This is a genomic window from Bacillus sp. Marseille-Q3570, from assembly GCF_946151055.1.
In the GTDB taxonomy this organism is placed as follows: domain Bacteria; phylum Bacillota; class Bacilli; order Bacillales; family Fictibacillaceae; genus Pseudalkalibacillus.
In genome coordinates, this window is record NZ_CAMGYZ010000002.1 from 462,964 (window position 1) to 477,859 (window position 14,896).

General features: G+C 42.0%; 14 protein-coding genes. 4 read left to right on the forward strand and 10 right to left on the reverse strand.

The genetic code is table 11. The annotated features are described in order from the left end of the window. Positions 1 to 289: 289 nt before the first annotated feature. Both N8M93_RS05520 and N8M93_RS05525 read left to right on the forward strand, forming a co-directional pair. Positions 290 to 1,072: a transporter substrate-binding domain-containing protein gene (locus N8M93_RS05520; protein WP_261130218.1), complete on the forward strand. Its 783-nt coding sequence runs from the start codon at positions 290 to 292 to the stop codon at positions 1,070 to 1,072. Then, positions 1,065 to 1,715, forward strand: a complete 651-nt coding sequence (locus N8M93_RS05525; RefSeq protein WP_261130219.1) for an amino acid ABC transporter permease — start codon at positions 1,065 to 1,067, stop codon at positions 1,713 to 1,715. Before N8M93_RS05520 ends, N8M93_RS05525 begins: the two co-directional genes overlap by 8 nt. A 44-nt stretch (positions 1,716 to 1,759) precedes the next feature. On the opposite strand, the gene N8M93_RS05530 is transcribed toward N8M93_RS05525, so the two are convergent. The 3 genes from N8M93_RS05530 to N8M93_RS05540 form a co-directional block, all read right to left on the reverse strand. Then, positions 1,760 to 2,020, reverse strand: coding sequence for a hypothetical protein (locus tag N8M93_RS05530; RefSeq protein WP_261130220.1), 261 nt, complete (start codon positions 2,018 to 2,020; stop codon positions 1,760 to 1,762). 352 nt (positions 2,021 to 2,372) lie between these two features. After that, positions 2,373 to 2,570 carry an alpha/beta-type small acid-soluble spore protein gene (locus N8M93_RS05535; RefSeq protein WP_221568817.1) on the reverse strand — a complete coding sequence of 66 codons (198 nt, stop codon included), beginning with the start codon at positions 2,568 to 2,570 and terminating at the stop codon, positions 2,373 to 2,375. Between the two features lie 234 nt (positions 2,571 to 2,804). Continuing rightward, positions 2,805 to 4,160 carry a TrkH family potassium uptake protein gene (locus N8M93_RS05540; RefSeq protein WP_261130221.1) on the reverse strand — a complete coding sequence of 452 codons (1,356 nt, stop codon included), beginning with the start codon at positions 4,158 to 4,160 and terminating at the stop codon, positions 2,805 to 2,807. Positions 4,161 to 4,391: 231 nt separating this feature from the next. Here N8M93_RS05540 and asd point away from each other — a divergent pair, with 231 nt between their 5' ends. Then, positions 4,392 to 5,246: an archaetidylserine decarboxylase gene (asd, locus tag N8M93_RS05545; protein WP_261130222.1), complete on the forward strand. Its 855-nt coding sequence runs from the start codon at positions 4,392 to 4,394 to the stop codon at positions 5,244 to 5,246. Between the two features lie 125 nt (positions 5,247 to 5,371). Here the strand turns inward: asd and N8M93_RS05550 are convergent, their stop codons facing one another. After that, positions 5,372 to 5,734, reverse strand: coding sequence for a hypothetical protein (locus N8M93_RS05550; protein WP_261130224.1), 363 nt, complete (start codon positions 5,732 to 5,734; stop codon positions 5,372 to 5,374). Then, positions 5,731 to 6,438, reverse strand: coding sequence for an SDR family oxidoreductase (locus N8M93_RS05555; protein WP_261130225.1), 708 nt, complete (start codon positions 6,436 to 6,438; stop codon positions 5,731 to 5,733). The genes N8M93_RS05550 and N8M93_RS05555 overlap by 4 nt, the downstream gene beginning before the upstream one ends. Before the next feature lie 81 nt (positions 6,439 to 6,519). Here N8M93_RS05555 and N8M93_RS05560 point away from each other — a divergent pair, with 81 nt between their 5' ends. Further along, positions 6,520 to 7,443, forward strand: coding sequence for a zinc dependent phospholipase C family protein (locus N8M93_RS05560; RefSeq protein WP_261130226.1), 924 nt, complete (start codon positions 6,520 to 6,522; stop codon positions 7,441 to 7,443). 41 nt (positions 7,444 to 7,484) lie between these two features. Here N8M93_RS05560 and N8M93_RS05565 read toward each other — a convergent pair whose 3' ends face one another. The 5 genes from N8M93_RS05565 to N8M93_RS05585 form a co-directional block, all read right to left on the reverse strand. Beyond that, entirely contained in the window at positions 7,485 to 8,762 is a 1,278-nt protein-coding gene (locus tag N8M93_RS05565) for an MFS transporter (RefSeq protein ID WP_261130228.1), read from the reverse strand. Between the two features lie 561 nt (positions 8,763 to 9,323). Then, a complete protein-coding gene (locus tag N8M93_RS05570) occupies positions 9,324 to 9,494 on the reverse strand; it encodes a hypothetical protein (protein WP_261130230.1) in 171 nt (56 codons plus the stop codon). A gap of 56 nt (positions 9,495 to 9,550) precedes the next feature. Beyond that, complete coding sequence (locus N8M93_RS05575; protein WP_261130232.1) at positions 9,551 to 11,572, reverse strand: ABC transporter ATP-binding protein; 2,022 nt, start codon at positions 11,570 to 11,572, stop codon at positions 9,551 to 9,553. Between the two features lie 5 nt (positions 11,573 to 11,577). Then, the gene (locus tag N8M93_RS05580) at positions 11,578 to 13,332 is read right to left on the reverse strand and encodes an ABC transporter ATP-binding protein (RefSeq protein WP_261130234.1); all 1,755 of its coding nucleotides are present in this window, start codon (positions 13,330 to 13,332) and stop codon (positions 11,578 to 11,580) included. Between the two features lie 644 nt (positions 13,333 to 13,976). Then, positions 13,977 to 14,738 carry a DUF2087 domain-containing protein gene (locus tag N8M93_RS05585; protein WP_261130236.1) on the reverse strand — a complete coding sequence of 254 codons (762 nt, stop codon included), beginning with the start codon at positions 14,736 to 14,738 and terminating at the stop codon, positions 13,977 to 13,979. Positions 14,739 to 14,896 lie beyond the last annotated feature (158 nt).

Sequence of the window (14,896 nt, forward strand, 5' to 3'; positions counted from 1 at the left end):
ACTCCGAACTTAACAACATACAAAATGTTGTGTTCGAGGTATCTGACACTTTTCTTTTTAGGGTGTTGATTTCTGCCTGCGGAAAGCGAGTATATTTCTCGTCCATTAATTTGTGAGAAGCAGTAATTTTACTAAAAGAGCTATCATACCCCTCTTTCCCCAACATTCTTTTTGAGAAGATGTACATACTACAATATAATTGACTTGATGAAGGATTCTTATTAAAATATAATTTGTACTTATCCTATGAAATTAATCAGATTTAAATAACATAAAAGGGAGAAATAACATGAAAAAGAAATACTTCTTATTTACACTGATTTCCGTACTTATGCTTAGTTTAATTTCAGCTTGTGGAATGAAAGAAAATAAGGAAGGTGCCGGTGGAGATGTACGGGAAAAGCTGAAGATTGGAACAGAAGCTACTTATCCTCCTTTCAGTTACCGTGATTCAGAATCCAATGAAGTAACTGGTTACGATGTAGATATTGCACGTGAAGTTGCTAAACGTATTGGTATGAAAGCTGAATTCATCCCAACAGAATGGAAAGGTATGTTCGGTTCTCTAGACTCCAAACGTTTCGATATGGTGGCGAACCAGGTTACGATAACAGATGAACGGAAAGAGAAGTATGCATTCTCTGAGCCTTATACAAAATCAGGAGGGCAAGTCATCGTTCATCAAAATAACAATGAAATTAAAAGCATCGAGGATTTAAAAGGAAAAACAGTCGGAACTACACAAGGTAGCAACTATGCTGAGGCTGCTAAAGAAGCTGGGGCGAAGATCAAATATTATAAAGGGATTGCTCAGGTCCTTGCAGATTTGAATGTCAATCGAATCGACGCTGCATTGAATGACAGACTGTTCATCCAGCAGGAATTGAAAGACAGTAATTATAAGGTGAAACCTGTCGGTGATCCTTTCAATGAAAATCAGATGGCATTTGCATTCCGTAAAGATCAGGACGAACTGATTGAAAAAGTGAATAAAGCTTTGAACGAGATGAATGAAGATGGCACAATCGCTAAAATATCAGAGAAATACTTTGGAGAAGACGTAAGTGAATAAAGAAACATTAGACCTGATGATCAACTCCCTCCCGTTCTTACTGGAGGGAGTTCAAATTACCGTAATGTTAAGTGTCATTGCGATTTTCGCATCTTTAATCTTAGGTCTAGTGATCGTTTTGATGAGGATATCCGATTTTAAAATCCTTTCAGGGGTTGCAAGGTTTTACGTATCCTTCTTTCGCGGTACACCTTTGCTTACACAGCTGCTTGTCATCTATTTTGGTTTGACATGGCTTTACGCCTTTAGTGGTTGGCAAGCTGCCATTCTGGGATTGACGTTACATTTCAGCGCTTATATTTCGGAATCTTACCGTGCTTCAATTTTATCGATTTCCAAAGGACAATGGGAAGCAGGTTATTCACTGGGAATGAATACCGCTCAGGTTTTGAGAAGTATCATCCTTCCACAGGCATGGAGACGCTCAATCCCTCCTGTTTGGAATTCACTGATCGATATCGTCAAAGCGTCTTCCCTTGCTTCAGTATTAGCTGTCGAGGAACTTACAGCTCGTGCGGAACAAATTGCTGCTTCCAATCTGGTCGTTTTCTGGATCTTCCTTGAAATCTTATTTATGTACTGGGCTTTGACGACAATACTAAGCGTCATACAGACTTACCTGGAGCGTAAACTCAAAACTTAAGCTGTTACCTTAAAGAGCAATAGCCATTCGTGCTGTTGCTCTTTTTAGTTACACTCAGCCCTCCATTCATGGATCAATAAGACGTTATCTGCAGCACATTGTGTACAGTGGAAAACATGGGGACATTGTTTTTCCTGTTCATCCTCTGGATAGCCATCTTCCATTTTCAATGAATCGATATCGAAATATGGACTGTAGTCATCATAATAATCCATTACTCTCCCATTATCCTGCATCATTCCTAAACATGATGGACAACGGTATTGTGTGTCACTCAGTTGGTTACATACAGGGCACATCGACATGATACCTACTCCTTTACTGATTGATTCTTTTATACGAAAGCTGTTTTCGCAAACTTTGTTGCACTTGAAAGTCGTTGATTTCCGCTCCAGGATGCTCGCTTTCCGCGGGGCGTGCGGTGAGCCCACTCGTCGCCTTGCGACATGGAATGGTCTCACCTGTCCCGCTGACCCCGCAGGAGTCTCGCACCTTGCTCTCCCATCAACTTGCACAAGGTGATTTTTTTAAATGACTCAAAAGAAACAATCTTTTAGAAAAGAGCCTATATGAAAGCTGCAATATGGAGCCTGATAAATGGAAATGTGGAAAGAAGGGATGGATTTCTCCACCCCTTCGGAAGCCATAGTTTTAATGTTATCTTCCACCCATTTGGGATTGAGCTTGTTGAACAAGACGCTTAGTGATTTCTCCACCTACAGATCCGTTAGCACGAGAAGTTGTGTCTGGTCCAAGTTGTACACCAAATTCAGAAGCGATTTCAGTCTTCATTTGGTCTAAAGCTGCTTGAGCACCTGGTACTACTAATTGGTTACGGTTGTTGTTTTGAGCCATGTATCTCACCTCCTCCTTGGTACACATAGTTTGCGTTATTGAGAATGCCTTATTCATATATTTCGATTGGAAATTATTACAGCTATAGACATATCAGAAGGAAAATAAACCTTGATGAATAGGGATGCTTTAATGAAAAAATTGCAAAGGCAATCCTTGTAGGCTATGCCTTCTTTACACTTATACTTTCTTAATGCAAAACAAAAAAATCGACCAGGCTTTCGCCTGATCGATCTAACCGATAATGACCTGTTCTTTTGGATAATGATATGTTTCTTTTACAATCTTTCCTCGGATGATGAACAAGAAAGAAAGAATTCCTACACGACCGATGAACATCAATAGGATGACAATGATTTTGCCAAAAGAGCTCAACTCCGGTGTCAGCCCCATCGATAAGCCGCATGTACCGAAGGCAGATGCAACTTCAAATACAATCGGGATCATTGGTGCAGATTCGCTATACATCAATAATAGTACTGCGATAACAAACATCATGACAGCAACACTAAGCACGACGAATGCTTTATGGACATCTTCCATCAACAGTTCACGTCGGAATACTTTAATCGTCTGATTTCCTTTTGCAAACGATAGGATCGCTAAAATGACAATCACAAATGTCGTGGTCCGGATACCTCCTCCTACTGAACTTGGGGAAGCACCAATGAACATCAATGCAGATAGAAACAACTGGGTCGGCTCTGAAAACAAATTCATGTCCATTGTGGATAAACCGCCGCTTCTCGTCGTAACAGATTGGAATAAGGAATAAAACAGTGCTTGATGCCAGGACTTATCTTCATAAAACAAATCATGTTCTAGTAAAATGATAAATAAAGTCCCTGCCACAACTAAAAACAAAAAAGTGACAGTTGTGAGCTTTGTAAAAAGGGAAAATTGATATCTTCCATTTTTTGAAACCAGATATTCTTTAACTTCAAGGAGTACCGGAAATCCGATGGCCCCTAATATCATCAGCAGGATGTTGATGAATTGTACAAAGTAGTCATTTGCAAATGGACTCAAGGATTGTCCAGTGATATCAAACCCGCCATTTGTGGTCGCGCTGACCGAAGCAAAGAATCCTTGCATGAATGATTGTTGCCATGTATCAAAATAATTTATGAAATAGACCCCTAGGATCAATGTCCCAATGGACTCAATGATAAGGATCAGAAACAGAATCTGCTTCATGATCCGAACAAGACCTTGAAGGGTCGAGAGATTTTGGTCAGCCATGATCAGTTGGCGTTCTTTCAGTGTAATACGCTTACCAACCAAAAGCCAGATGAATGTGCCCAGGGTCATGATTCCGATTCCACCGAATTGCAGGACAAAAGCCAAAATGAAATAACCGAATTCATTGAAGGTTTCTGCTGTGTTGACAACAGTCAATCCTGTAACGCTGATGGCACTGACCGCGGTGAATAGAGCATCTATGAAAGACCATTCCATCCCGTCACGATGAGCGAATGGCAGACTAAGCAGTGAGGTTGCCAGAACTACTGCCCCTAGATAGAACAATATGATCATTTGTACGGAAGTTAAACGTATTTTTCGTAGTCTTGGGTTTCTTTTCATTTTCATACAACCTTTTACTATGCCATATATAACGCATCTATCGTACCTAATTTATCGGGCTCTGAAAACCCTCTTTATTAAAATAGTCTTCCCACGATTTGTTTTTTCTTCATTTTTTTATTAACAGGCCTGTCATTAAGAAGTATAATATTGGTATTGTTTCATAAACCCATATAGTGAATACTAAACCTGTCATTAAGCATTTGGTATCATTAGTATCATTTTTAGGAGAAAAACATGAAAATTATATTGAAATATCTTTTATTTTGTTTGCCTCATCATGCCATCACTTACTTTATCGGTTCTTTTATGAAAGCCTCGATCAGCAGATATGCAATAAAGGCATATGCGAAATTTTATAAAATCGATATAAGCTTGATCGGAAAGCCGATTCATGAGTATAAAAACCTGAACGAATTTTTCAAAAGAACCTTAAAACCACAAGCAAGACCGGTTGATGCACACGTTGATACATTAGTAAGCCCTGCAGATGGCACAGTTACTCAGATCGGTGAGATCAAAAACGGCACACTCATCCAGGCGAAAGGTGAATCATACACTGTAGAAAGCCTTTTGAATGATAAAAACAAAGCACGGGCATTCCGTAACGGGTCCTTTATGACCATTTATTTAAGTCCAAAGGATTACCATCGGATCCACGCCCCTATTGATGGTTCAATTACAGACTATTCCTACATACCGGGTCGCCTCTATCCAGTAAATAAATTCGGGGTCGATACGGTTAAGGGAATTTTCACTAAGAATGAACGGATTGCCACCTATCTCCATAGTGCTACCGGCCAATTGGCTATCGTGAAAATTGGCGCCTTGATTGTCGGAAGCGTGCAACTGGCATTTAAGAATCAGGTTGATGAACATCATAAAGGGCAACCATTGAAAAATACATTAGAAACATTACTTCCTGTCGATAAAGGCGATGAAATCGGTCATTTTGAGTTTGGTTCGACTGTCATCCTTTTATTCGAAGAAAATTTGATTGCAATCAACTCCACTTTAGAACCTGGCTCTTCTGTAAAAATGGGGCAACCGGTCGGCTATCGTGTGAAACGACTTGAACGGAAAATCAATTGAATGATTGAATCGACCTCACCTCTATTAAGAGCGGGTCGTTTTTTTTTAGTCTAAGTGTTAATGATTAAAGGACAGATAAGCGAGCCTTGCGCACCACCGAAGAGAGCTCGAAAGCAAGAGTTCACTCACCTCACCAATATCGCTTTTTCAGGGTCGGTCCTGGATTGTTTATAATACGTGATGATCGTTTCAGCATATTGATCGAATGTCGGGCAAATGATACCTGAACCTTGAAGGTCGATAACTGTATTCGAAGTATCATGATGGGTTTCACAAAGGAAATAAGCCATGGTTTCCTTTTCCACCTGGACCCATCTGCGAAAAGCTGGTATAGATAGAAGTCCACTGATAATAGAAGTTGGAATAACCCAGGATGGTTTTTTTTCAAGCAAATGATGAACGATTTCCTGATACAATTCCTTTGCAGGAAAAGGATTTGGATCGGTCAAATGATAGGTTTTCCCTTCCCCAGCCTCAATGTGTGTCAAAAAGCAGACAGCTTTGACGATATAATCAACTGGAACCAGGCAGACGGGCACATCACCTCTCCCGATGTATGGAATCGGGAGTTTCGCAAATTTATCGAGGAATCGCATGATGAAATAAGGGCCATCAAATTTGACCGTCTCTCCAGTCTTCGAATCCCCACGACAATACCAGGGCGGATAATGGTGGTTGGTATCTTCGCCATTTGTTCTTGGACAAGGACTTCCGCCTCAAATTTCGTCGACTCGTAATGATTTTTAAAAGATTGTTTCTTGTTGAGCTCATGCTCGTACACGGTACCGGTGCGGGTCCCTGACACATATGCAGTACTGAAATAGACGAATCTTTTCAAATTACTCAGCGTCGAAAGCCACTCCAACACCCTCCTCGTCCCTGAAACATTTACAAGCTGAGCTACGGATTGTGGCACAGCAAGGTCATAGATGGCAGCTAAATGAAACACATGCGTGATGTCTCTTCCACATAGTGTATCTTCCAATCCCAGTCCTTCTTGCGTGATATCACCAGACAATATTGAATATCTTTCCTGGTTCTCGAGCTTCTCGATTCTCGCCATGGCCTTTTCCAACTGTGAGTCATGAACCAACAGAAGGAAGGATGCATCCGGATCTTGAATAGATAATTCTTCAATCAGCTTTGTAGCGAGAAATCCGGGGAAACCGGTAAAAAAGTAAACATTGGACACATTCTTTCCCTCCAACCGTTTTCATAAATTTTGATATCCGATATAATTCAGGTAGAAGATAAAAATAAAGGTGGCGATCTCATGCCTAATGTCTGGACCCATATATACTTTGGGGAAGTTGTATTAAAGCGCACAGGAATCATCAATTTGAATGAAGAGTCAGAACCATACTTCAATTTTGGGACACAAGGACCCGATCCTTTTTTTTATCATAATTTCTGGCCTTGGAAGTCAACCCCTGTCACAGAAGTCGGGGACCGAATCCACCATGAACACTGTGGCGATTTCCTTCTGAAATTGATTGAGTATACGAAAGAAAAACTTAGGGACGAGAAACTGACTGCATTTACGACCGGATTCATTACGCACCATATCCTGGACAGAAATACTCACCCTTACATAAATTATCGGTCCGGTACAGAAGGCAATCGACACCAAAAGCTTGAAATCATCATCGATACACTCATGATGAAAAAGCACAAAAACATTGAAACCTGGAACACACCCGTGTATAAAGAGCTGGCGATCGGAAAAAAGCTTCATGAGCCAATCGAGAAAATGCTTGAAGAAAAGATCAATGAGACCTTTCCTGAACTTCATGAAAAAATGCCAGCTGGATATGTACAACAGTCCTATCAACATATGCAGAAAGCATTACGTGTCCTTTACGACCCGTCAGGCTGGAAAAACAAGCTTTTAAAAGAAAAGGTCCATCCATTCTCCTATCAAAAACATGTGGATGATGTCGATTATTTGAATGAATCAAAAACGCCATGGAAGCATCCTGCCCAACCCAACGAACATCATGAAGAATCATTCATGGAATTGTTTGAAAACGCAGTAGATGAAGGAACAGAAATTCTCACGTTACTAAAAGGATATTGGTATGATGACAACATAGAGCAATATGAAAAGTTGAAAGAAAAGCTAGGGAACGTTTGCTATGATGTCGGCAAAGATCTATCCTTGCGCCTCGAAAACAAACATTACGAACCGATTTTATAAAGACAGGGCTGTCTCCAAGAGAGGCAGCCCTGTCTTTTGTTTTACATCGTCAAGTCTGAGGTATAACCGGCTTCTTTTTTTCCTTTATCGATATCCACACGTGACAGGATGAAGATTCCTGCAAGGAAGAAGATGATCAGCGATACGATACCTATTCGTGTTGACCCTGTGAGCTGCCCGACAATTCCGAAAACAAACGGTCCGAAGATCGCAGAAAATTTCGCGGATATACCGTAAAACCCGTAAAATTCCGCATGGCGATTTTCCGGTACCATGCTTCCGAAGATCGACCTGCTCAACGCCTGTGCCCCTCCTTGTACAAAACCGACCATGACAGCAAGCGCGTAGAAGTGTGCTGCGGTCTCCATAAAGTATCCTAAAAGAACAATGACCACATACGTCCATAACGCAATATAGAGCGCACGCTTCGCTTGTAGTCTTCTCGCAAGGTACCCGAAAAGGAAAGCAAAAGGAATACCGACAAACTGAGTGATCAATAGGGCTGCAATTAGATCGTTTGAGCCGATACCAATATCCCTTCCATAAATCGTCGCCATTTTGATGATGGTCGATATTCCGTCGTTGAAAAGCCAAAATGCGACTAAAAATAATAACAGCTGCTTGAACTGTCTGATTTCCTTGAAAGTCGTCAGGACCCGTTTGAAGCCGATTTTGACGTAGGAGCCCTTCATTTGAGGTTGGTCATGCTTCACTTCTTTAATATTACGGAACAACGGTATCGAAAAGATGAACCACCAAACGCCCACACTGGCAAATGAAATCTGTGTAGCAAGCAGCGTGTTCGGAATGAAAAACCAGGATGGATTCATGATCATCATCAGGTTGATGAGAAGCAAGACTCCCCCGCCGATGTAACCAAAAGCATAGCCGCGGGCAGATATCCGATCGATCTCATCCTTAGAAGCGATTTCCGGCAAGAAGCCATCATAAAACACGTTTCCGCCAGAAAATCCAATTGTCCCGGCAATCAATAGGATTGAGGCGAGAATGTAATCGCCTTCACCTACAAATGCGAGGAGGATACTTGCAAGAATCCCCATATACGCGAAAAATCGAAGAAACTTCATTTTAGAATTCGAGTGATCGGCAATTGCCCCCAGAATCGGTGCCAATATTGCAACAATCAAGACAGCGATTGATTGCGAATATCCCCAGTAGGCTGTCGCAGTCGTTTTGTCGATATTCTTGGCAGCGACATCATAATAGAAGATCGGCAGCACCGCAGCCATGATGGTAGTGGCGAAAGCTGAGTTCGCCCAATCATACATCGTCCATGAATAAACCTCTTTTTTCTTCATCTTAAACCCCCTTGTCCTTTCCTCTTCAACCTGATAACCCCTTATTATGAATATATGTGCTCATCTTTAAAGAAATCTCATTACTTAATTCGCTTCCTGCTGTTCGTTCCCCTTTTTGTTTCTACTGATTGCATTTTTTGAGACAGGCTAGCGCTGGATTTCTCTTTTTCTGTCCCGTATCGTGCTGTTTCGGGATAAGTTGCCGCTGGATTCTCCTCCTCTTGTCCCGTATAGCGCGGTTTCGGGACAGCTTAGCGCTTTATTCTCCTCCTCCTGTCCCGTATAGCGCGGTTTCGGGACAGCTTAGCGCATTATTCTTCTTCTCCTGTCCCGTATCGCTCCGTTTCGGGACAGGTTCACGCTTTATTCTCCTCCTCCTGTCCCGTATAGTGCTGTTTCGGGACAGCTTAGCGCATTATTCTTCTCCTGTCCCGTATCGCTCCGTTTCGGGACAGGTTCACGTTTTATTCTCCTCCTCCTGTCCCGTATAGTGCTGTTTCGGGACAGCTTAGCGCATTATTCTTCTTCTCCTGTCCCGTATCGCTCCGTTTCGGGGCAGGTTCACGCTTTATTCTCCTCTTCCTGTCCCGTATAGCGCTGTTTCGGACAGCTTGGCGCCTTATTCTCCATCTCTTGTCCCATATAGCGCTGTTTCGGGGCAAGTTCACGCTTTATTCTTCTCTTCCTGTCCCTATCCGAAGCAAACCGGTCACAACCTCCTCCCTTAGCCAATAAAAAAAGACCTCAGCATCTGACTGATACTAAGGTCTTCCGTGTCTTTATTCTTTTCAAACAGCTTGGGATTCTTTTGCCCCTTGCTGCAGTTGATACATTTGATAGTACTTGCCTTTCGCTTCCATCAGTTCATCGTGTGAACCTCTTTCGACAATCCGGCCGCGATCAAGTACGAGAATCTGATCAGCGCTTTTTATCGTAGAAAGTCTATGAGCAATGATGAATGTTGTACGTCCTTTTTTCAGGACTTCCAATGCTTCCTGGATGATTGCCTCTGTTTCCGTATCGATGTTTGCCGTTGCTTCATCCAAAATCAAAATCGCTGGATTATAAGCAAGCGCACGTGCAAAGGAAATGAGCTGCCTTTGACCTGCTGACAATGTACTTCCTTTTTCAATGACAGGCTCATCATAGCCTTTTGGAAGCTGTTTGATGAATGGCTCTGCCCCGACATCACACAATGCCTTTTCTACCGTATCTCTCGTAATCGTCGGATCATCCAAGCTTACATTGGATGCGATCGTCCCTGTAAAAAGGAACGGATCTTGAAGGACGATCCCCATATGCTTACGAAGATCCTGCCTCGTCATCTTCTGGATATCTTGCCCATCGATCATGATTTTCCCGTGTTCTACATCGTAAAAACGGAACAATAGATTCATGATCGAACTTTTTCCAGATCCAGTGTGGCCGACAAGAGCAATTGTCTGGCCTTGTTCCGCTTCAAAGGATATGTTCTTCAACACATATTCATCCTCTTTATAAGCGAATGTAACATCGTCAAAAATAACATTCCCTTTATACCGGGAAATCTCCGTATCTGAAACGTCCTCTCCTTCACGATCAAGCAGTCGGAAAACCCGCTCGCCTGAAACAAGTGCCTGTTCGAGGTTTGCTAGCTGCGTTACGATCCCTGTGATCGGTTGGAATAGACGGTTCAAGTAATCGACAAATGCATAGAGAACACCTACGGAAACAGCAGTCGTCGCCGTCAAGGACGCCCCACCGAAATACCAGATCAACGTCACGAACGCTACGTTTCGAAGCAGGTTTACGAGGTTATGGGACATCAAGGCATCCAAACTCAACAGTTTGTTGCGATAACTAAAGTATTCTTCGTTGATCTTTTCAAATTCATCTGTCGTCTGCTTTTGACGACGAAACGCCTGGATGATCGTCATCCCCTGGATCGATTCATTGATCATCGCATTAAGATCACTCAAACGTTGACGAATGAGATGGTTGTATTTGGATGCATATCTACGGTACATAATGATCCAGACAAACATGATCGGGATGATGATAGAACAAATCATCGCCAATCGTACATCAAGGAAAAACAATGCAGTCAAAATCCCAAAGATGTAGATGATCCCAGTAAAAAACTGTGCTAAAACCGTTACATACAACTCACGGATCGCTTCTGTATCATTCGTGATCCTTGAAACGACCTTACCCGCTGGTAAATTATCAAAATAATTGACCGGAAGCCGTTGGATCTGTCCGAATACATCTGTCCGCATGTTCTGGATGATCCGGTTCGCTGACTTCTGCAGGATATATTTTTGCCAATACGTGAAAATAGCTGATACGACCAGCAAGCCCATGTAGAATGCACTCAAATAGATGAGCCACTTCACTTCAGGCCGGTAAAAGGCCAAAAGTTGATCGGTCGATAATTCTTCTGCATCGTATACAGCTTTCTGATCTCCTTTTTCAATGGTGATCGAGTTGCCATCAACTGAACGGTTTCCATCAAACTCAATCGGTTCATTGATAAAGAAATAGTCCCGCTTTATCTGGAGAATCCGGACTTCATCATATTGGGAAGCATCACCATCAAAATACTCCGTGCGGATATAATGATTCCCTTTATACTCGACGGTGTCCTCACCAGCGTTTTCCACCTGTATCCACGGCTTTTCGATGCCTAGGATGTGATTATCAATCATCTTTTTCGCGATGAACGGACCTGTCAGTTCGGCACTGACAGCAATCGTCAACATCGCTAATGCTATGATGATCATCTTTTTATAACGTAATGCGTATTGAAATAGTCTTTTTCCTACGCTCATTTTTGTTACACCACACCTTCTGAGAGACCGTCTTCTAATTGCTGTCGTTCATACTGCTGTTTGTACCAGCCTCCGTTTTTCAATAAATCTTCATGTGTTCCTTCTTCAATGACACATCCCTCATCCATGACGAGGATCAAATCTGCATGTTGCACCGCAGACAGTCTATGTGTCGTGATGAACGTCGTCTTACCTGAGCGTTCATTTCGGATGCTTTCAATGATTTTCGCTTCTGTTTTACCGTCAACGGCTGACATCGCGTCATCCAACAAAAGGATATCTGGATTGACGAGCAATGCACGTGCAATCGAAATACGCTGTTTCTGACCGCCTGAAAGTGCGACTCCTTTTTCACCAACCAGCGTTTTCATACCCTGCGGCAGGTTTTCAATGTCACCGGTTAACGAGGATAGCTCGACGACTTCGTTCAAGCGCTTTTGTGAAGTTTCTGTAACGCCAAACTGGATGTTCTCTTTTACCGATCTGGAAAAGAGAACTTGCTGTTGGGGTACATAACCCATCCAGCTCTGAATCTGTGAAACCGGAATCTCTTCAATCGGAACACCTGAAATGGAGATTTCTCCTTCACCTAATGGATATTCCCGTAAAAGCTGCTTGATCAATGTCGTCTTTCCGCTTCCCGTTTTCCCGACAATCCCGAGTGTTTGCCCCTGCTTCAATGTGAAGGATACATCTTTCAAGTTATCAACCTGGGAACTTGGATAACGGAAGGTGACGTCCTTGAAGTTGATTTCACTAGCTTCAGAGATTGCTGTGATCTTTTCTCCATCTTTTACATCCGGTTCGTAATCGAGCGTATTATTGACCCGGTCAAGGGATGCGTTACCGCGCTGCATGATATTGATCAGTTCCCCGATCGCAAACATCGGCCAGATCAACATTCCTAGATAAACGTTGAATGAAACGAGTTCCCCTAATGTAATTGTTTTATGGAATACGAGGTAAGCTCCGTATCCTAATCCAATCAGATAACTCACCCCGACCAGCACCTTGATCGTCGGTTCGAATAGCGAATCGATCCGGGCGACAGAAACGTTCTTTTTGTAAACATCATCCGCTAGATTCTCAAAGCGTTTATGGTCTGCTTTTTCTTGGACATAAGCCCTGATGACGCGAACGCCTGAAACGGATTCAAGCACCTGGTCATTCAACTCTCCGAATGAATCCTGGGCCGTCGTAAACCGTTTATGCATCATCTTTCCGTAACGGTTCATGAGAATGGCCATGATCGGAAGTGGCAGCAAGGCTGCAAGCGTCAGCTTCCAACTGATCATGAAGCCCATTACGAAAAGGATCGTGATTAAGAAAAGCGTAGAATCAACTAATGTTAATATTCCGAATCCTGCTGTCATCGATATCGCTTTCAGGTCGTTTGTAGCTCTTGCCATCAAATCCCCTGTGCGATATTTTTCATAAAAGGTCGGCGTCATTTTCAATAAATGGCGCATGAAACTTGAGCGCATCGTACGCTCGACCAGAAATGCTCCCCCGAATAGCTGATACATCCATATGTAACAAAGGATGTAGTTCACAACCATCAGCGCAAGATAAAAACCGACGAACTGGAATAATCGTTCTGCCGTCAAAGACCCGATCGTCATTTCATCGATCGCCATTCCAATCAGTTTTGGAGGTACGACCTCAATCAAGTTGACGATTTGAAGCAATACGATCGCAACCGTATAGCGCTTCCAATGTTTTTTAAAAAACCAACCTAGTTTGATTAATACTGAAAACATGCTTTATCCCCTCTCTTGCCTTTGTTCTCTCCTTCTAGTTGTCAGCCGCCTTCAATCCGATCCAGCAGCCTAGATGTGTTTTTGATTTTTACATGCATTTTCATTTCTCCCTTCGAATTGTAAAAAATAATGTTCAAATTGAACTTCATTTATAAGAAAGTTTGGCAAGAAACCAAACTGTTCTCCCCTGGTTTTATGGATAAAGAAAACTTGGCAAAGCCCAGCCTTGGCGCGAAGAAAGTGTTCTAAACTTTCTTTAAAAAGGACAAAAAAAGTATGCCACACGTTCGCGACATACTTCTTCCTTGGTAATGGAACAGAAATATAAAAGCTCACGCCGAAAAATTGGGCGCAAGCTGATCAGACACTTTATTTTAAAGATAGAAAAGGTCTTTATCGGTTCACGCCACACATTATGAAGTTGTTTGAAGACAATACGACAATTCTTTGTTTCTGGATGATATCGATATATTTTTGCATGACGCTAACCTCCTTTTCTTTTTTTATGATTTATCTTTATTAAGTACTTTAAAAGTTTATACCAACCGTTTCCATTTGGCAATAGACTTTTGTCTATTTTTTAAATTTTTTTGCAATTTCAGCATTTTTTAGACTTGGCTACAGAGTCGCACCGGCACACCTTATTATTTTTTCACCCAGTATTCACTGCAATCTTTGTTCCGATCAAGGAATCCATATTCGATGAGATACCGTCTGACGGTCACATAGTCATCAATGACCGGCTTCAGCACTTCATTCACTTCCATTTCAGTATAGACCCGCTCCGGATCGAACTTGCGGATAATATGCTGCAAAACGATGATCTTCCGCTTTTCCTTACTTGGAAAATGAGTGATCGGGCCATCTGGACCTTTTTTAAAATAAGTCGATAATACTTTTTCCCTTTCCTTTGTGGTAATTGCATAACGTTCATCCACTTGCGTAGCCCCCTTATGAATTTGGACAAGGTCATCTTTTTGATCAGCCTTTTTCAACATTTCCATGATCGCCAGGAAGACCTTTGCCTGTTTTTCTTTTTCCTTCAGCTTGAATCGATGTGTGCGGATCGTCGATGTACTGCCTATATCCAGTTGTTTCGCGATCTCCTTATCCGACTGTCCGCTCTTGAAGCTCATCAGGATTTTTCGTTGTACATCAGTGAGTCCCGTGTACTTTTTGTTCATGCTTAACAAATACTCAAGCATCGATCCATGTTCATCGATGATATGCTGTTTGATTGCCCTTTCTGCATCCATGTACAGTCCCTCTGCCCAAGGAAAGATCAAGCCTTTCTGAAAGCGTTTCCGGCAAATGAGGCAGGTGAATTCTTCAGTTGTTTGATTGAATATATAGCCTTTTTTCAACTCATCTGTTTCTGCATCCCAAAAAAGATCTCGGTCATTCATTATTATAAACACTCCTGATAAATATTCTCTATTTAGTAAACATTTTACACTATCGTTTACTAATATTCAACGCATAAATGGAAAGCGAATCCAAATTTCCATCAATACGCGAAAGCTCATGAAAAAAACCGCCTGTCAGGGCGGTTTTTTTAACAAGC